The organism is Limnohabitans sp. 2KL-27 (genome assembly GCF_001269345.1).
In the GTDB taxonomy this organism is placed as follows: Bacteria; Pseudomonadota; Gammaproteobacteria; order Burkholderiales; family Burkholderiaceae_C; genus Limnohabitans_A.
On the sequence record NZ_CXOP01000002.1, the window covers coordinates 1,217,568 to 1,234,726 of the forward strand.

17 protein-coding genes are annotated in these 17,159 nt (G+C 60.8%); 9 read left to right on the plus strand and 8 right to left on the minus strand.

Translation table 11 applies throughout. The annotated features are described in order from the left end of the window. Positions 1-69 precede the first annotated feature (69 nt). Positions 70-660 carry an oligoribonuclease gene (gene orn, locus LHAB_RS08685; RefSeq protein ID WP_090047828.1) on the minus strand — a complete coding sequence of 197 codons (591 nt, stop codon included), beginning with the start codon at positions 658-660 and terminating at the stop codon, positions 70-72. 96 nt (positions 661-756) lie between these two features. Between orn and LHAB_RS08690 the strand changes: the two genes are divergently transcribed. The 3 genes from LHAB_RS08690 to rsgA are packed head-to-tail and all read left to right on the plus strand — an operon-like array spanning position 757 to position 3,323. Then, a complete protein-coding gene (locus LHAB_RS08690; RefSeq protein ID WP_090045438.1) occupies positions 757-2,016 on the plus strand; it encodes a M48 family metallopeptidase in 1,260 nt (419 codons plus the stop codon). Continuing rightward, positions 2,013-2,324, plus strand: a complete 312-nt coding sequence (locus LHAB_RS08695) for a 4a-hydroxytetrahydrobiopterin dehydratase (RefSeq protein WP_090045440.1) — start codon at positions 2,013-2,015, stop codon at positions 2,322-2,324. The genes LHAB_RS08690 and LHAB_RS08695 overlap by 4 nt, the downstream gene beginning before the upstream one ends. A 6-nt stretch (positions 2,325-2,330) precedes the next feature. Beyond that, positions 2,331-3,323, plus strand: coding sequence for a ribosome small subunit-dependent GTPase A (rsgA, locus tag LHAB_RS08700; RefSeq protein ID WP_090045441.1), 993 nt, complete (start codon positions 2,331-2,333; stop codon positions 3,321-3,323). Positions 3,324-3,348: 25 nt separating this feature from the next. On the opposite strand, the gene LHAB_RS08705 is transcribed toward rsgA, so the two are convergent. After that, positions 3,349-4,314 (minus strand): CobD/CbiB family protein, encoded by a 966-nt coding sequence (locus LHAB_RS08705; RefSeq protein WP_090045443.1) that lies wholly within the window; start codon positions 4,312-4,314, stop codon positions 3,349-3,351. A 7-nt stretch (positions 4,315-4,321) separates the two neighbouring features. Further along, positions 4,322-5,056, minus strand: coding sequence for a CoA pyrophosphatase (locus LHAB_RS08710; protein WP_090045445.1), 735 nt, complete (start codon positions 5,054-5,056; stop codon positions 4,322-4,324). Positions 5,057-5,143: 87 nt separating this feature from the next. On the opposite strand from LHAB_RS08710, the gene LHAB_RS08715 reads away from it, so the two are divergent. After that, positions 5,144-6,046: an NYN domain-containing protein gene (locus LHAB_RS08715; protein WP_090045446.1), complete on the plus strand. Its 903-nt coding sequence runs from the start codon at positions 5,144-5,146 to the stop codon at positions 6,044-6,046. Positions 6,047-6,160: 114 nt separating this feature from the next. Here LHAB_RS08715 and LHAB_RS08720 read toward each other — a convergent pair whose 3' ends face one another. The 5 genes from LHAB_RS08720 to LHAB_RS08740 all read right to left on the minus strand — a co-directional run bounded on the left by LHAB_RS08720 (position 6,161) and on the right by LHAB_RS08740 (position 12,697). Further along, a complete protein-coding gene (locus LHAB_RS08720) occupies positions 6,161-7,168 on the minus strand; it encodes a class 1 fructose-bisphosphatase (RefSeq protein WP_090047830.1) in 1,008 nt (335 codons plus the stop codon). A 15-nt stretch (positions 7,169-7,183) separates the two neighbouring features. Then, positions 7,184-9,895 (minus strand): aminopeptidase N, encoded by a 2,712-nt coding sequence (pepN, locus tag LHAB_RS08725; protein WP_090045448.1) that lies wholly within the window; start codon positions 9,893-9,895, stop codon positions 7,184-7,186. Between the two features lie 136 nt (positions 9,896-10,031). After that, positions 10,032-11,136 (minus strand): peptide chain release factor 2 gene (gene prfB, locus LHAB_RS08730; protein WP_194943136.1). Its coding sequence is split into 2 segments (ribosomal slippage): positions 10,032-11,054 and positions 11,056-11,136, totalling 1,104 coding nucleotides; the frame shifts between segments, so codons are not numbered across the junction. A gap of 71 nt (positions 11,137-11,207) precedes the next feature. Beyond that, positions 11,208-11,738: a hypothetical protein gene (locus LHAB_RS08735; protein ID WP_090045450.1), complete on the minus strand. Its 531-nt coding sequence runs from the start codon at positions 11,736-11,738 to the stop codon at positions 11,208-11,210. 44 nt (positions 11,739-11,782) lie between these two features. Beyond that, a complete protein-coding gene (locus tag LHAB_RS08740) occupies positions 11,783-12,697 on the minus strand; it encodes an alpha/beta fold hydrolase (RefSeq protein WP_194943137.1) in 915 nt (304 codons plus the stop codon). Between the two features lie 25 nt (positions 12,698-12,722). Between LHAB_RS08740 and LHAB_RS08745 the strand changes: the two genes are divergently transcribed. From LHAB_RS08745 to LHAB_RS08765, 5 genes are all read left to right on the plus strand, one after another. After that, entirely contained in the window at positions 12,723-14,492 is a 1,770-nt protein-coding gene (locus tag LHAB_RS08745) for an acyl-CoA synthetase (RefSeq protein WP_090045453.1), read from the plus strand. A 78-nt stretch (positions 14,493-14,570) separates the two neighbouring features. After that, the gene (locus tag LHAB_RS08750) at positions 14,571-15,632 is read left to right on the plus strand and encodes an aldo/keto reductase (RefSeq protein ID WP_090045455.1); all 1,062 of its coding nucleotides are present in this window, start codon (positions 14,571-14,573) and stop codon (positions 15,630-15,632) included. Positions 15,633-15,641: 9 nt separating this feature from the next. Then, entirely contained in the window at positions 15,642-16,133 is a 492-nt protein-coding gene (locus tag LHAB_RS08755) for an aminoacyl-tRNA deacylase (protein ID WP_090045457.1), read from the plus strand. A gap of 27 nt (positions 16,134-16,160) precedes the next feature. Next, the gene (plsY, locus tag LHAB_RS08760; protein WP_090045459.1) at positions 16,161-16,790 is read left to right on the plus strand and encodes a glycerol-3-phosphate 1-O-acyltransferase PlsY; all 630 of its coding nucleotides are present in this window, start codon (positions 16,161-16,163) and stop codon (positions 16,788-16,790) included. After that, on the plus strand, positions 16,787-17,146 hold the full coding sequence (locus LHAB_RS08765) for a RidA family protein (RefSeq protein WP_090045461.1): 360 nt from the start codon (positions 16,787-16,789) through the stop codon (positions 17,144-17,146). Before plsY ends, LHAB_RS08765 begins: the two co-directional genes overlap by 4 nt. Positions 17,147-17,159 lie beyond the last annotated feature (13 nt).

Genomic DNA, 17,159 nt, shown 5'->3' on the forward strand with positions numbered 1-17,159 from the left:
CAACTTCTTGCAACGAGCCCATGATTATGGCACGGATCAGAGAAAACCGCTAGGGTTTTCCCTAAAAAATCACAAGCGGATGAAATGCTCGCGGTAATGTGCCAGTTCGTCGATGGATTCGTGCACATCGGCCAAGGCGGTGTGCTTTTGTTGCTTTTTGAAGTTGGCGTAGACCTCCGGCTTCCAGCGGCGAGACAATTCCTTGAGGGTGCTCACGTCCAAGTTGCGGTAATGGAAAAACGCCTCCAGCTTGGGCATGAACTTGACCAGAAAACGTCGGTCCTGGCTGATGGTGTTGCCGCACAGCGGCGAGCTGTTTTTCGGCAGGTACTTTTTCAGAAAGGCCAGGATCTGTTCTTCGGCATCGGCCTCGCTGATGACGGAGGCCTTGACCTTGTCGATCAGTCCGCTTTTGCCGTGGGTGCCCTTGTTCCACTTGTCCATCTGGTTGAGTAATTCATCGCTTTGGTGGATGACCAGAACCGGGCCTTCGATGCGGGGCGTGAGATGGGGGCCGGTGACAATCACGGCGATCTCCAGCAGACGTTCTTTTTCGGGGTCCAAGCCCGTCATTTCACAATCGATCCAGACCAGGTTCTGGTCCGATTTGGGCAGCTCTGCGGCCTCAGGGGCGGGGGTAGGGGTATTCGCATCAGACATGCAGGGATTGTCGCCGATGCCACGAGTCCCTTGGTTGCGGCCTTGAATCGCGGCCTGCCTCAGCGGCACTCAGGGTGCGGCTCCTACAATGGCGGCATGAATGCATCCCTGACTTTGACCCTGACTCTGGTGGTGGCCTTGCTGGCCCATGTGGCGCTCAAGTTCTGGCTGAATGGCCGTCAGGTGCGGCATGTGGCCCGCCACCGCGATGCGGTGCCGCAGGCTTACACCGACACCATGGCCCTGGCCGACCACCAAAAAGCCGCCGATTACACCCTGGCCAAGGCCCGGCTCTCGCAAATCGACATCGCCCTGGATGCAGCAGTGCTGTTGGGCTGGACGCTGCTGGGCGGGCTCGGTGCACTCAACCAGTTGCTGCTGGGCTGGATGGGCCCGGGCATGGCGCAGCAAATCGCGTTGGTGCTGGGGTTCATGTTGGTTGGCGGACTCATCGGTTTGCCCTTGTCACTCATGCAAACCTTTGGCGTGGAGCAGCGCTTTGGCTTCAACAAGACCACGCCTGCCTTGTGGCTGGGCGACATGGCCAAGGGCTTGGTCTTGGGCCTTGCGCTGGGCCTGCCGCTGCTGTGGGTGGTGCTGTGGCTCATGCAAGCCGGGGGGCAGTGGTGGTGGTTGTGGGCTTGGGGCGTTTTGGTGGGCTGGCAGCTGTTTTTGATGGCGATTGCACCGAACGTGATCATGCCGCTGTTCAACAAATTCACGCCCTTGGAAGACGACTCGCTCAAGGCCCGCGTGCAGGACCTGATGCAGCGTGCAGGCTTCACTGCCAAAGGTTTTTTTGTCATGGACGGCAGTCGCCGCTCGGCGCACTCCAATGCTTTTTTCACAGGCTTTGGAGCCAGCAAGCGTGTGGTGTTTTTCGACACCTTGCTCAAGCAGCTGAGCCCTGCCGAAATGGAAGCGGTGCTGGCCCATGAGTTGGGCCACTTCAAGCACAAACACATCTTCAAAATGATGGTGACCAGCTTTGCCATGACGCTGGCGGGCCTGGCCTTGCTGGGCTGGCTGGCGCAGCAGGTCTGGTTCTACACGGGCCTGGGCGTGGTGCCCAATCTGTCGGGCAGCAACGATGCTCTGGCGCTGGTCTTGTTCATGTTGGTCACGCCCGTGTTCACCTTGTTTTTTGCGCCTGTTTCGTCCTGGCGCTCTCGCCAGCAGGAGTTCGAAGCCGATGCCTATGCAGTGTCGCAAACACCAGGTCCGGACTTGTCGTCGGCCCTGCTCAAGCTCTACCAGGACAATGCTTCTACCCTCACACCGGACCCTTGGTATGTGAAGTTTTATTACTCGCACCCACCGGCGAGCGAGCGTTTGTTGAGAATGAAAGCCACATGAGCACCCCAGAAGTCAGAGCCCTCAAGCCCACCGAAGTGATCATGGCGCTTGGCCAACTACCGGGCTGGCGGTTGACGGGCGATGGTGAGAACGTCGCCATTGAAAAAACTTTTGAATTTGCCGAACACACACACGCATTGCTCTTCGTCAACAGCGTGGGCTGGTTGTCTGAAAAGCTCAACCACCACCCCGAGCTGGCGCTGACCTACCGCCGCTGTCGAGTGAGCTGGAACACGCACGATGTGCGCGGCTTGAGCCGACTGGACTTTGAGGCGGCCACCCAGACCGACGCATTGCTACCGGCATGAGTCTGCATGAATAAAGCCAAAGCACGCCAGGCCATTCCCTCAGCGCCCGGGCAGGAAATCTTGCTGGAACCCGGTCTGGTGGTGGCCACCTATGGCCGCCATTGCCTGGTGGAGACGCCCGAGGGTCGACGCCTGATTTGCCACCCCCGGGGCAAGAAAAACCAGGTGGTGGTGGGCGACCAGGTGCTGTGGCAGATCGCCGGCGACGAAGGCAGCATCGAAAAACTGCAGGAGCGCCGCAATCTTTTCTACCGTCAAGATGAAATCCGCACCAAATCCTTTGCCGCCAATCTGGACCGCGTGCTGATCCTGATCGCGGCCGATCCAGAGTATTCAGAAAGCCAGCTCTCACGCGCTTTGGTGGCGGCCGAAGCCGAGCGCATCACGCCCATCATCGCGCTCAACAAAAGCGATCTGGCCAAGCCCTTTGCGCAAGCCTGGGAGCGTCTGGCCCCCTACCGCGACATGGGCTACAGCGTCATGCCCATCAGCCTGAGCCCGCGCAGCCCGGTGGCTGACGATGGGGTGGACGCCTTGTGCGCGCATTTGCAGGGCCTGACCACCTTGGTGTTGGGGCCATCCGGCAGTGGCAAAAGCACACTCATCAACCGCCTGGTGCCGGACGCGCAGGTAGAGACAGGTGAAATTTCGCTGGCGCTCAACTCGGGAAAGCACACCACGACCAGCACGCGGTGGTACTGGGTGCCCGCGCTCGATGGGCTGGCTGAAAAGGCTGCTGCACGCACCGCATTGATCGACTCCCCGGGCTTTCAAGAGTTTGGTTTGCACCACATCGAACCCACCCGTCTGGCCGACTGCATGCCCGATTTGCGCAAGCACCTGGGCGGTTGCAAGTTCTACAACTGCACGCATCTGCACGAGCCCGGTTGCGCCGTGCTCGCGCAAGTCGAATCCGCTGAGCACCCTGGCACCATCAGCGTGCGCCGTCACCGCATTTACGCGCAGCTGTTTGAGGAGTTGGGTCAGCAGCGCTGGTGAGAGGCCAGCTGCCCTCAACCCACCATCAGCCTACCAAATTGGCCATGGTCAGCAAGGCCACCAGGACCAGCCACATGATCACCGTGCGCCAGACCAATCCCACCACCTGAGCGAAGTGGGCCACTTCGGGAATGCGTCCCGGTGTGCTGCTGCCGCCCGTCATTTCCTGGCGTTCATCGTCCTCGTTGTCTGCCTGCAAGGCGGCACCACCCAAGCGGATATTGATGGCACCTGCTGTAGCCGCGAGGATGACCCCGTCGTTGTCTTGCGGGAAGTTTTGCGCATGGTTGCGCCAGCCATCCATGGCGTCTTCAAAGCTGCCCACAATGGCAAAGCCCAATGCGGTCATGCGCGAGGGCAGCCAATCCATGGCCTGCCAGGCTCTTGAGGCCACAGAACGCAAAGCCTCGCTCACCACCGAGCCGTCGGTGGTGGGCTCTTGCCAACGGCGCTGCGCCAGTTCAGTGAGGCGGTAAACCACAGCGCCGACGGGTCCCAAGCCAATGATGGACAGGGCCGCATACCAAAAGAACACCCCGAACACATGCCGGTGGGCGGCGATCATGGAGAACTCGATCACGTGACGTACGATCTCGCTGCGGGGTATCTGGCCCACTTGCACCTGTTGCCACTGGGCCAGAAGTTCACGGGCTTGGATTTCATCGCCATTCTCCAGGGCCTCGCGGATGGCCGTGAAATGGTGACTGAACTGACGAAACCCCAGTGTGATGTAGAGCAAAGCCACGTTCCAGACCATGGCAAACAGCCAGCCCAGGCCCCATTCGAGCGCCCAGTGCACGAGCATGGTCAAAAGTGCCGGACCGATCACTGTGATGCCCCAGGTGATCCAGGCCTGGTGCCGAACGCCCGCGTCAAACGTGCGGGCAACCCAGGCGACCCAGCGCTTGATGGCGGTGTAAATCGCATTCACGGGGTTCAATGGATGCGCCTGCTCCAGTACCAGCGCCAACAGGATTGCAAAAAAACTCATGGCGTCCTCATGGGGAGGGGTTGACGACCAAAAAACGATAGAAGTTACGAAGCATAGCGGCTGTCGCCCCCCAGATGAAACGCTCGACCAAGTCGCGGTCACCGCTGGGCGTCATACGGGGCTCTTGGTACGGCATGGAAAACCATTGTCGCTTGGCACCTTGCCACTCCACGGTATGGCGACGGTGGTTGGCTGGATTCATCAAGAAATCGAGCGGTACTTCAAAGACGTCCTGCACCTCATCCGCGTTGGGTCTCAGCTCAAATCCCGGTGTGACCAGCCCTATGACAGGGGTGACCCAAAACGAGGTGCCGGTGACATACACCGGTAATTCGCCAATGACTTGCACGTGGCAGGGGTCCAGGCCCACCTCCTCGTGGGCCTCTCGCAGTGCCGTGGCATGCCGGCTGGCGTCCTGCGGGTCGACTTTGCCGCCAGGAAAGGCGATTTGGCCTGAGTGCGTCGACATGTGATTGGCTCGCTGGGTCAGCAATACGGTCGACTGTGAAAAATCGGGCCCACGCATGACGATCGGCACCAGCACCGCTGCGGAAGCTGGCTCGCGTTTGGAAAAGGAGGTTTCCCGCTCGACTTCGGGTTGCCAGGCGGGAGGCTGCTCAAACCGGGCTCGAAGGGCATCGGGCAACAAATGGGCCGACGGCACCGCGGGCATATCGTGATCGATGCGCCAAACCGGGACATTGCGGGGATCAAAAGACAAAGGACTGGACACAGAGGGCATTTATAACCGAGACAGAGACCGCCAGCTTTAGAATGACCGACGCTGCACCTTTTAGCAGCGCTATTTTTATCTCTACAGGTTGACACCATGAAGCGTGACTATTTTTCTCAAAACAACCCTTCTGATCGCCGTTCTGGTGAACACCGGTCTGGCACCTGCATGGCGCTGATCGATGGCCGTTTCCTGATCTGGATGGCCCAGCAAGGCGCTTTGGGGACCACGGGCGAGTCGGTCAATCGCCAGGGCTTGCTCAATTTGTTGTCGCAAGCGTTGGCGCATGCCGGCTTGGACGTCGATTTGCGCCGCATTTATTGGTACAGCGACCGCTCTGACGGTCTGATCATCGACGACCAAATCGTGCGCTTGGTACAAACCCACGATGCCGACGGTGGGGCTTCTTTGCTGCGGTCATTGGGCCATGACCTCCAGCAATTGGCCCAGCACCATGCCTGCGACCATGTGCTGGTGGCCAGCGACGACGAACGCTTTTTGGCCACCATCGACGAGGCCCAGTTGAGCGGCCTGAGCGTTCACCTGCTGGCCGATGAATCGGCCCGCAACATGCCCCAAATGGTGCGGACCGATCCGGGTTGGGCGCGTTTGCTGGCTCAGGCCGACCGCCGTGTGGTGGTCAATTCCCAGGCTTTGGCCGACATGCTCCAAGGCAAGTTGCCGACCGGCATGGGTCTGGCTGTGGAAGATGTGGAAGAGCTGCGCAAGTCGATGCACGAGGTCATCACCGCTTGGTGGGCGGATGAGCCCGAAGATTTGCGCGAAGACCTGCGCGATGCGCTGCAAGTCAGCCGTGGCATCCCTCAGGAAGTCGATCGTCAACTCTTGCTGCGCATGCGCCAGCGCTTGGCACGCGCCTTGAGCTTGCCCGAAAAGAAAATGCTGCGCGAAACCTTGCGTGCCGTGGTGGCCGAGCCTGCTGCGGCTGCAGCGCTTGTGCCTGCTGGCGATGGCTTTCCGCCAGACAACGACGAATGATTCACCACGCAAGCCAATGGCTTTCGGTCATGAATGGCAAAAGGCCCCAGACACGCCAGTGTCTGGGGCCTTTTGATCAGTGACTTGCCGCAGCAAAGCTGCAGGGCCTGGCGCTTAAACCTTGGCGTGGTATTGGGTCACGCGATCGACCTCGTTTTTAGAGCCCAGCACCACGCTCACGCGCTCATGCAGTTGGCTGGGTTGCAAATCGAGAATGCGCTCTTTGCCATTGGTGGCAGCGCCACCGGCTTGCTCGATCAGCCAGCTCATGGGGTTGGCTTCATACAGCAGGCGCAATTTGCCGGGTTTGTGCGGTTCCCGCTTGTCCCAGGGGTACATGAACACGCCGCCGCGGGTCAGGATGCGGTGCACATCGGCCACCATAGAGGCGATCCAGCGCATGTTGAAGTCCTTGCCGCGCGGGCCTTCCTTGCCTTGCAGGCATTCGTCGATGTAGCGCCTCACGGGTTCGTCCCAGTGGCGCATATTGCTCATGTTGATGGCAAATTCTTGGGTGTCCGCAGGCACTTGCACGTTTTCGTGCGTCAACACGAATGACCCTTGTTCGCGGTCCAGGGTGAACATGGCCACGCCATCGCCCACGGTGAGCACCAGCGTGGTTTGCGGGCCGTAGACGCAATAACCCGCGGCCACTTGTTGTTTGCCCGGTTGCAAGAAGTCTTGTTCGGTCACACCCTGGTTGTCGTCGGCTTTTTTCAGCACGCTGAAAATCGTGCCGATGCTGACGTTGACATCGATGTTGGACGAGCCGTCCAGCGGATCGAACATCAGCAGGTATTCGCCTTGCGGGTAGCGGTTGGGCACCAGGTAAATGCTGTCCATTTCCTCGCTGGCCATGGCCGCCAGGTGGCCACCCCATTCGTTGGCTTCGAGCAAGACTTCGTTGGCAATGATGTCGAGCTTCTTTTGCACCTCGCCTTGCACGTTTTCGCTCTCGGCACTGCCCAGAACCCCCCCCAGTGCGCCTTTGTTCACGGCATGGCTGATGCTTTTGCACGCGCGGGCCACCACCTCGAGCAGCAGACGCAAATCGGCCGGGATATGCCCTTTGTCGCGTTGCTGCTCCACCAAATAGCGGGAGAGGGAAATTTTGCTGCTCATGTTCATTCCTTGGGGTCAGGTGCTGCTCAGTGCGCGGTTGATGACTTCGCGCACGTCGTTCGACAGGTCTGCTTTGGAAGCCACCCGCTCGATGGCCACTTTGGCCGCGCTGCGGTAGGGCTCGGCCAAGCGGCTCCAGCGGTCCATCGCACGGGCCAGGCGGGCTGCTACTTGCGGGTTGATGGCGTCGAGTGCCAGCACCTGTTCGCTCCAATACACATAGCCCGCCGCGTCGGCGCGGTGAAATCCGGCCGGGTTGGCGCTGCAGTAGCTGAAGATCAGGCTGCGGGCGCGGTTGGGGTTGCGCAGGCTGAAGTCGGGATGAAGCATGAGCTGGCGCACGCGGGGCAACACATCGCCAGCCCGATCAGGAGCCCCGGCTTGCAGAGCAAACCATTTGTCAATGACCAGCGCTTCGTGCTGGAACAGCTTGTGGAAGAGGGCCAGGGCCTCTTGGGCCAAGGCATGTCCGCTGATCACCAGCGCCGACAAGGCATTGAAGCGGTCGGTCATGTTGCCAGCGTCTTTAAATTGCTGGTAGACACGGCCTGGGGTGACGGCGTCGCCGCTGTGCACGGCGGCCACACACAGCATGCCCATGGCCAGCCCAGCCAAGGCGCGGCGGCCACTGGACTTCGCATCGGGGGAATAAGCGCCATTGTGCTTGTGGGCTTCCCAGGCCCATTGCCAGTCGGCTTCCAAAGCTGTGGCCAGTTGTCGGCGCATGTTTTCCCGCAGCGAATGCACGCGTTGCGGGTCGACAATGTCGAGTTGGTCGGCCATGTAGTTTTCGCTCGGCAGCGTCAGCGCCAAGTCTTTGAAGGCCGCATCCAAGGAGGGGTGGCGCAGCACGTTGCGCAGCGCCGCCACCAAGGCGTCGGACAGCACAGCTTGGCCCGTCAGATCCTTGTTTTGCTGGATCGCGTCAATGGCGCTTTGCAGCATCAGGCGCTGACCGGCTTCCCATTGGTTGAACGGGTCACTGTCGTGGGCCAGCAAAATGAGCAAATCGTCTGGGGACAAACCGTCTTCCAGCACCACGGGTGCACTGAAACCCCGCAGCAGCGAGGGCACGGGCTCGCTGTCGATGTTGACGAAGGTGTAGCTGGCGCTGGCTTCGGTCAGCACCAAGGTTTGTTGCGGCAACACGTCGCTGGAACCTGCCAACTGCAAGGGCAATGCCACGCCATGTCGGCTGAGCAGGCCCAGTGTGACGGGAATCACGAACGGCGCTTTGCGTTCTTGGTCCGGTGTGGCCGGACAGCTTTGGCTCAAGGCGAGCGTGTACGTGCGCTCGGACGCGTTGTAGCTGCCGGTCGCTTGCAAACGGGGGGTCCCCGCCTGGCTGTACCAATGTTTGAAAGTGCTGAGGTTTTGCGCCAAGGCTGAGCCAGGGTTGGCATCGGCAATGGCCTGAGCGAAATCGTCGCAGGTCACGGCCTGGCCGTCATGCCGCTCAAAGTACAGCTTCATGCCTTGGGCAAAGCCGTCCCGGCCCTGCAAGTCAGCAGGGGTGGCCACCAGCGTTTGCATCATGCGAACGACCTCAGAGCCTTTTTCGTAGATGGTGACGGTGTAGAAGTTGTTGATCTCGACGTAGCTGTCAGGCCGTACCGGGTGGGCCATGGGGCCCGCGTCTTCAGCGAACTGCACGGTGCGCAGCACGCGCACGTCTTCGATGCGCTTGACAGCGCGGGCGCTGGCAACGCCCGCCATGTCCTGGCTGAACTCTTGGTCACGGAAAACCGTCAGGCCCTCTTTCAGCGAGAGCTGGAACCAGTCGCGGCAGGTGATGCGGTTGCCTGTCCAGTTGTGGAAGTATTCGTGACCGACCACGCTTTCGATGTTGCCGAAATCCATGTCGGTGGCGGTGGCCGGGTTCGCCAACACGTATTTGGTGTTGAAAATGTTCAGGCCCTTGTTTTCCATCGCGCCCATGTTGAAGTCGCTGGTGGCGACGATCATGAAGCGCTCCAGATCGAGCGGCAGGCCAAAGCGCGCTTCGTCCCAGGCCACACTGGCCATGAGTGAGTTCATCGCGTGCTCGGTCTTGTCCAGATCGCCGGGACGCACAAACACTTGCAGCAAATGTTCGGTGCCAGAGCGGCTGAGGATGCGCTGTTCGCGTGCCACCAACTGGCCGGCGACGAGCGCGAACAGGTAGCAGGGCTTTTTGTGGGGGTCCACCCATTTGGCAAAGTGGCGTCCGTCTTCCAGTGCCCCTTGCTCAACCAAGTTGCCGTTGGACAGCAGCACCGGGTATTTGGCCTTGTCGGCGCGCAAGGTGACGGTGTAGCTGGCCATCACATCCGGGCGGTCCAGGAAGTAGGTGATGCGTCTGAAGCCCTCGGCCTCGCATTGCGTGAAAAACGTGCCTTGGCTGACGTACAGACCCATCAGCTGGGTGTTCTTTTCCGGGTTGCAGGTGGTGAAGATTTCGAGGTCAAAGGCCTCTGGGCCTTCGGGCAGATTTTCCAGCACCAGCTGGTTGCCGTCCATCTTGAACGAGGTGCCACCGCCATTGACCAGCACACGGGCCAGGTTGAGGTCTTCGCCATCCAGGCGCAGCGCTTGTGCCGCCACGTCCGGGTTGCGGCGCAGGCGCATTTTGTTCAGCACGCGGGTCTTGGCCGGGTCTAGGTCAAAAGTCAGATCGACCGTGTCGATCCAGAAAGCCGGGGCGGCATAAGCCTCCCGGTGAATCGCGGTGGGTTGTCCTTCACGCATCACATGAGTCCTGTCTTGATCGTTGCGCCGTCATCGCGAGCGCAGCGTGGCGATCCAGAGCATCTGGACTGCCGCGCTTCGCTCGCAGTGACGAGTTGGGAAGCATCTTTGCTCGTGTCGCCCCTTGGCATGGCCATCAGAGGCCTTGTTTCAGTGAGGCTTCGATGAACGCATCGAGGTCGCCATCGAGTACCTTTTGGGTGGCCGAAATTTCGACGTTGGTGCGCAAATCCTTGATGCGGCTGTTGTCCAGCACATAGCTGCGAATCTGGTGACCCCAGCCCACATCGGTCTTGGTGTCTTCCAGCTTTTGCTGCTCTTCTAGGCGCTTGCGCATCTCGAAGTCGTACAGGCGCGAGCGCAGGCGTTGCCAAGCCACATCGCGGTTGCTGTGTTGGCTGCGTCCATCTTGACACTGCACCACGATGCCCGTGGGGATGTGCGTCAAGCGCACGGCCGAGTCGGTTTTGTTGATGTGCTGACCGCCCGCGCCGCTGGCACGGAAGGTGTCGGTGCGCACATCAGACGGGTTGATGTTGATCTCGATCGAGTCGTCGATTTCGGGATAAACAAACAAGGATGCGAACGAGGTGTGGCGACCGCCCGATGAGTCGAAGGGGCTCTTGCGCACCAAACGGTGCACCCCGGTTTCGGTGCGCAGCAAGCCAAAAGCGTACTCGCCCTCGATCTTGATGGTCGCGCCCTTGATGCCGGCGGTGTCGCCCGGGGTTTCGTCTTCCACCGTGGCTTTGAAGCCCTTGCGTTCGGCGTACTTGATGTACTGGCGCAGCAGCATGCTGGCCCAGTCGCAGGCTTCTGTGCCGCCTGCACCGGCTTGGATGTCGACAAAGCAATTGAGCGGGTCGGCCTCATGGCGGAACATGCGGCGAAATTCGAGGTCTTCCACGAGCTTGGCCAGTTTGGCCGCTTCGGCTTCGATGGTTTGCAGGCCTGCATCGTCGCCTTCTTCCTTGCTCATCTCGAAGAGTTCAAGGTTGTCGGCCAACTCGCTCGTCAGGTTGGTGATGGTGACCACCACGCTGTCGAGCGCTTTTTTCTCTTTGCCCAATTCTTGGGCTTTCTTGGGGTCGTTCCAGACCGAGGGATCTTCGAGCGATGCGTTGACGGTTCTCAGCCGTTCGGATTTGGCATCGTAGTCAAAGATACCCCCGTAACTCGTGGGTACGAGCGGTCAGGTCTGTGAGGGATGCGCCGATTTGGTTGATGTGTTCTGCGTCCATGGGGAAAGTGTCCGGTTCGGTAAACCGGGCATTTTCTCATGAGTTGGCCGAGTACAAGTCGAAGTCAGGCCTTAAAACTGACGTCCGTAAGAGAACATCAGGGCCGCATTGCCCAAAAACTGGAGTTGCACCGAATCGTGCGGGGTCAGTTTGTAACCCACTGCCGGGATGACGGCCGGTGAAAAGCCGTTGTGGTTGAGGGGGACCTTGTTCTCATAGGGGGACACGTAGCCATACATGATCCCACCCGTGACTTTGGCGAACAACTGGGGCACACCCCACAAGTTGTTGAACTGCTGACCGGCATAAACGTACACCGAAGGCTGCCCAAACGAGTTGCTGAAAAAGCTGATCCCGCACAAGCGGTCACCGGGCAGTTGCTCGTCCAAGGCCACCAGCACCACTTTTTTGTGCTCCGGGTTGTTGCTGAAGTGGTGGGTGTAGGGCGAGAAGGTGATCTCTCCCCGGTGCGCGGGCGCTGGTGCCCCTTTGACGGCCAAAAAGTCAGGGCAGTAACGGATGGATGAATCGGCGTGCGCCGTAGAAAACAAGATCGACAAGGCCGCAGCCAAGCCAAAGCGGGATAGGGAGAAGAGGGGCATGGCCAACAGTCATCAAAACTAAAACAAGCCGATTTTAGGTCCTGTCAGGCCATGAACTTTTCGAGCACAGCCGCCAAAGCCTCTGCTTGGTCATGGTGCAGCATGTGCCCAGCGTCCTGAATCACGGCTTTTTGGAGGTTGGGCACGGACTTCAGACGTTCGTGAAACTCGGCCAATGTGTATTTGCCTTTCCACCACTGGCTGAGCGAGTCGTCAGAGGCCTCTACCACCAGCACGGGGGCACTGATGCGGCGGTACATGGCCAGCGCTTCTTCGACGTGGAACAGATACGGGTTGACCACCTTGTGTGCCGAGTCACCGAGGATGCGCCACTGGCCATCTGGGCCCGGGTGGGCCCAGTGCTGCGCCAGCCAGTCGGCTCGGTCCTGGCCCAGGCGACGGTTGGTCTTCATCAGCCGGGCTGCGACACCCGCGGCGTCGGGGTAGGCTTTGAGCGTGTTGTCGCCTGCGCGTTGGGCTTTGAGCTCGTCGAGCCACTGGGCCATGCGATTGGGTGCTTGGCTAGGCTGTGTGGCGGCCATGCCAAAGCCTTCGAGGTTGACCAGGCGGCGGATGCGCTCGGGACGGGTGCCCGCGTACATCATGACCACGTTGCCGCCCATGCTGTGCCCGACCAGATCAATGGCTTGGCCGGGGTAGAGCGCATCCAGCAGGGCATCCAGATCGGCCAGGTAATCGGGGAACCAGTAGCTGTCGGTGGGCGGGGTCTCGGTGAGGCCGTAACCGCGCCAGTCCATGGCGATGATGGGGCGTTGGCTGACAAAAGCTTCGCTGAAGGCGTCGACCATGAACTGCCAGGAGGCGGCCACGTCCATCCAGCCGTGGGCCAGCACAAGCGGCGTCGCGCCGGGTGTCGGGGTGCCCCATTGGCGTACGTGGTAGCGGCAGCTGCGCAGCGGCAACCAGTGGCTTTGTGATTCGCGTAAAACTTGGTACATACTTTCGATCATAAGGAGACAAACGATGAGCGTCAGTCGCAACCAGGACCGCCCGAGCCCTGTCACCCCTGACCGCTATGCGGCCATTCACCAGGGCTTTGTCTGGAAAGTGCCCAAGCGCTTCAACATGGCGCAGGCTTGTTGCGGCCAGTGGGCTGCGCAGCCCGCCACGGCACGGCGAGTCGCCATCTGCGAGCATGTGGCCGGCCAAGGCCTGGGCCAAAGCTGGACATTTGAGCAGCTGCAAACGGCGGCCAACCGCCTGAGCCGGGTGTTGCAGGGTCTGGGCGTACAACGTGGCGACCGGGTGGCGATTGTGTTGCCCCAGCGCTTTGAAACGGCCGTGGCCTACATGGCCGTGCTGCAAATGGGGGCGGTGGCCATGCCGCTGTCCATGTTGTTTGGGCCTGAGGCGTTGTCCTTTCGCATCAACGACAGCCAAGCCCGCGTCGCAGTGTGCGACGAGTCCACCGTGCAGGCCCTGCAGCAAGCTCGGCCCGATTGCCCCGGCTTGCAAAGCCTGATCGGTGTGGGTTCGGCGGGCGCGCAGGCCGACCTGGATTACACGCAGGCTGTTTTGAGTCAGGCGGCGACGTTCAAAGCCGTGAGTACCCTGGCAGAAGACCCGGCGGTGCTGATCTACACCAGCGGCACCACGGGCAACCCCAAGGGCGCGCTCATCCCGCACCGGGCACTGATGGGCAACCTGACGGGTTTTGTGTGCAGCCAGAACTGGTTTGGTTTTGACCCCTTTGACGCCAGCCGCCCTTCCAAAGCGGTGTTCTGGTCACCGGCCGATTGGGCCTGGACCGGCGGGCTGATGGACGCCTTGCTGCCCAGCTTGTACTTTGGCAGGCCCATTGTGGCCTTCAACGGGCGTTTCTCGCCCGAGACGGCGTTCGAGATTTTGCAAAAGCACGGCGTCACCCACACCTTTTTGTTCCCCACGGCGCTCAAAGCCATGATGAAGGCGGTGCCCAACGTGAAATCCCGCTACCGCCTGAAGCTGCAAGCCATGATGAGTGCGGGCGAAGCGGTGGGCGACGCGGTGTTTGGCTATTGCCAAAAGCAGATGGGTGTCACGGTGAACGAAATGTTCGGCCAGACAGAAATCAACTACGTGGTGGGCAACTGCGCCCGCCTGTGGCCTGCCAAACCGGGCAGCATGGGCAAGGGCTATCCGGGTCACCTGGTCGCGGTCATCGACGAGGCCGGGCAGCAGTGCCCGCCGGGTACAACCGGCGAAGTGGCCGTGAACCGCTTGGATGTGCACGGCCAGCCCGATCCCGTGTTCTTTTTGGGCTACTGGAACAACGACAAAGCCACCCAGGCCAAATACACGGGCAACTGGTGCCGCACTGGCGACATGGCGGTGGCGGACGCGGACGGCTACCTCTGGTACCAGGGCCGCACCGACGACATGTTCAAGGCAGCCGGTTACCGCATCGGGCCGGGCGAGATCGAGAACTGCTTGGTCAAGCACCCCGCCGTGGCCAACGCCGCCGTGGTCCCCAAGCCCGACGCCGATCGGGGCGCGGTGGTCAAGGCCTATGTGGTGCTGTCGCCCGACTGGCTGGCCCGCAGGCCCACTGGGCCCGGCCAAGCCAGCTTTGACGACGAGGTGCGCCGCGAACTGCAGGTTCATGTGAAGGGTTTGTTGGCCCCCTACGAATACCCCAAAGAGATCGAGTTCATCGACCAGCTGCCCATGACCACCACCGGCAAGGTCCAGCGGCGGGTGCTGCGGCTGCAGGAAGAAGCACGCGCGACAGCGCTGCAGGCCCAAGCGCGTTGACGCGTGACAAAATCAAGCGATATCTCCTTGCCCCGTGTGGGGAACACCAAGGGGCTTGAATTCAACACAGGACACACCATGAAACTCGTACAACTCGGTCAATCCGACCTGCAAGTGACCCCCATCTGCTTGGGCACCATGACCTTTGGCGAGCAAGTCAACGAGGCTGACTCGCACGCCATCCTGGACCGATCGCTCGAAGCCGGGATCAACTTCATCGACACCGCCGAGATGTACGCCGTGCCTGCCACCGCAGCCACTTGCGGCTTCACCGAAACCTACATTGGCAACTGGTTTGCCAAAAATCCAAGTGCCCGCCAGAAACTGGTCTTGGCCACCAAGGTCGCCGGCCCCTCGCGTGGCATGCCTTGGATCCGCGAAGGCTCGGGCATGACCGGTCAGGACATCCTGAACGCCTGCGACGCCAGCTTGCGCCGCCTGCAAACCGATGTGATTGACCTTTACCAAATCCACTGGCCCGAACGCCATGCCCCGGTGTTTGGCATGACCTATTTTGATCCGGCCAAGGACAAGTCGGTCACCTCGATCCACGAGCAGCTCGAAGCCTTGGCCAAATTGGTCCAAGCAGGCAAGGTGCGTTACATCGGCTTGTCCAACGAAACGCCCTACGGCGTGCACGAGTTCGTGCGCCAGGCCGAGCAGCATGGGCTGCCGCGAGTGGCCACGGTGCAAAACCCCTACTGCTTGGTCAGCCGCACCTACGACAACGGTTTGGACGAGACCTGCTACCGCCTGAATGTGTCGATGCTGGCGTATTCTCCGCTGGGTTTTGGCTTGCTGACGGGCAAATACGACAACGCTGACCTGACGGGGCCACTGGTGCCCGATGGTGGCCGCATCGCCCGTTATGACTCGATGCGCAAGCAACGCTGGGGACGCCCGGAGGCTTTGGTGGCGGCGCGCCGCTACAACCAGCTGGCCCGCGACAACGGCATGACCCCCACCCAGATGGCGCTGGCGTTCTGCTACCACCGCTGGAGCGTGGCCAGCACCATCATCGGCGTGACTTCGGTGGCGCAGCTCAACGATGACTTGGCGGCCTGGAGCACCCAGCTCACGCCTGAAGTGCTCAAGGCGATTGACGACATCCGTTGGGAACTGCGCGACCCCGCCTTGTGAACTGAGGCGATGGCCAAGAAAGACAAAGTCAGTGAAACCCCGGCCACGGCGCTCTTGCGCCAGCAGGGGGTGAGTTTCACCGAGCATCCCTATGAGTATCTGGAGCATGGCGGTGCCCAGCACAGTGCGCAGGTGCTGGGCATGGACCCTTTCAGCGTGGTCAAAACGCTGATCATGCAAGACCAAGACGCCAAGCCCTTGGTGGTGCTGATGCACGGCAACCGCAAAGTGTCGACCAAAAACCTGGCGCGCCAAATCGGTTTGAAGTCGGTCGAGCCCTGCGCCCCCGAGGTGGCCAACCGCCACAGCGGTTACCTGGTGGGGGGCACATCGCCCTTTGCCACGCGCAGGCAGATGCCGGTGTTCATCGAAGAAAGCATCCTGGCTTTGCCACGCATCTGCATCAATGGCGGCAGGCGCGGTTATCTGGTGGGCATGGACCCGCAGGTGTGTGTGCAACTGCTCGGTGCACAGCCCGTCAATTGCGCGCTGGCAGAATGACGCCTTACAAGAACAAGGGAGATGGGGATGGATGCGTTGATTCCGGTGGCCGTGGTGATGGCCAGTTATTTGTTGGGCTCGCTCAGTTTTGCGGTGATCGTGAGCCGCCTGATGGGCCTGAACGACCCACGCAGTTACGGCAGCAAAAACCCGGGGGCCACCAATGTGCTGCGCTCGGGCAGCAAAAAGGCGGCGATCCTGACGTTGCTGCTGGACGCCTTCAAAGGCTGGTTGCCGGTGGCGATGGTGCTGGCTTGGGGGCCTGAACTCGGTTTGGGCCCTGACATGGCGGCCTTGGCGGGCTTGGCCGCGTTTTTGGGTCACCTTTACCCGGTGTTTTTTGGGTTTGTGGGGGGCAAAGGTGTGGCCACAGCAGTGGGTGTGGTCATTGGCGTGCATGGCACGCTGGCACTGGCCACGGTGTTGAGCTTCGCCATCGTCTTGTATTTCAGCCGCTATGTGTCACTGGCCTCCATGGTGGCGGCGGTGTTTGCGCCCGTCTTTTACCTGTTTGGCGACGGTGTGGCCTGGCAGGCGACAGCGCCCGAAGTTTTGAGCTTGGCGGTCATGGCCTTGCTGTTGGTGTGGCGCCACCGTGAAAACATCCACCGCCTGTTGGCGGGCACCGAAACCAAACTCGGCCAGAAAAAAACATGAGCCCAAACCTTCAGAGGCTGCACGTGGCGGCCCGTTACAGCGAAGCGGCTGTTTTCAATGGCGTGGTGTACCTGGCGGGCATGGTGCCCGAGTGCGAGGCGACCGACATCCGCAGCCAAACTGCCGATGTGCTGCGCCAGATCGAGCTGCGCTTGGCCGAGGCGGGCAGCGACAAAACCCGCATTCTGCGAACCCAGATTTACCTCAAAGACATTGCCGACATCGCCGCCATGAACGAGGTGTGGGATGCCTGGGTCGTGGCAGGCAGTGCCCCGCCCCGCGCAACAGTGCAGGCCGCACTGGCCCATCCGGCCTATTTGATCGAGGTGGTGGTCACGGCGGCGGTCAAGTCCTGATGGATCTGGCTTT

Bases quoted from the DNA above. Each gene is read 5' to 3' on its own strand.
- orn (WP_090047828.1), bottom strand. From the start codon at position 660: ATGTCTGATGCGAATACCCCTACCCCCGCCCCTGAGGCCGCAGAGCTG.
- LHAB_RS08690 (WP_090045438.1), top strand. From the start codon at position 757: ATGAATGCATCCCTGACTTTGACCCTGACTCTGGTGGTGGCCTTGCTG.
- LHAB_RS08695 (WP_090045440.1), top strand. From the start codon at position 2,013: ATGAGCACCCCAGAAGTCAGAGCCCTCAAGCCCACCGAAGTGATCATG.
- rsgA (WP_090045441.1), top strand. From the start codon at position 2,331: ATGAATAAAGCCAAAGCACGCCAGGCCATTCCCTCAGCGCCCGGGCAG.
- LHAB_RS08705 (WP_090045443.1), bottom strand. From the start codon at position 4,314: ATGAGTTTTTTTGCAATCCTGTTGGCGCTGGTACTGGAGCAGGCGCAT.
- LHAB_RS08710 (WP_090045445.1), bottom strand. From the start codon at position 5,056: ATGCCCTCTGTGTCCAGTCCTTTGTCTTTTGATCCCCGCAATGTCCCG.
- LHAB_RS08715 (WP_090045446.1), top strand. From the start codon at position 5,144: ATGAAGCGTGACTATTTTTCTCAAAACAACCCTTCTGATCGCCGTTCT.
- LHAB_RS08720 (WP_090047830.1), bottom strand. From the start codon at position 7,168: ATGAGCAGCAAAATTTCCCTCTCCCGCTATTTGGTGGAGCAGCAACGC.
- pepN (WP_090045448.1), bottom strand. From the start codon at position 9,895: ATGCGTGAAGGACAACCCACCGCGATTCACCGGGAGGCTTATGCCGCC.
- LHAB_RS08735 (WP_090045450.1), bottom strand. From the start codon at position 11,738: ATGCCCCTCTTCTCCCTATCCCGCTTTGGCTTGGCTGCGGCCTTGTCG.
- LHAB_RS08740 (WP_194943137.1), bottom strand. From the start codon at position 12,697: ATGTACCAAGTTTTACGCGAATCACAAAGCCACTGGTTGCCGCTGCGC.
- LHAB_RS08745 (WP_090045453.1), top strand. From the start codon at position 12,723: ATGAGCGTCAGTCGCAACCAGGACCGCCCGAGCCCTGTCACCCCTGAC.
- LHAB_RS08750 (WP_090045455.1), top strand. From the start codon at position 14,571: ATGAAACTCGTACAACTCGGTCAATCCGACCTGCAAGTGACCCCCATC.
- LHAB_RS08755 (WP_090045457.1), top strand. From the start codon at position 15,642: ATGGCCAAGAAAGACAAAGTCAGTGAAACCCCGGCCACGGCGCTCTTG.
- plsY (WP_090045459.1), top strand. From the start codon at position 16,161: ATGGATGCGTTGATTCCGGTGGCCGTGGTGATGGCCAGTTATTTGTTG.
- LHAB_RS08765 (WP_090045461.1), top strand. From the start codon at position 16,787: ATGAGCCCAAACCTTCAGAGGCTGCACGTGGCGGCCCGTTACAGCGAA.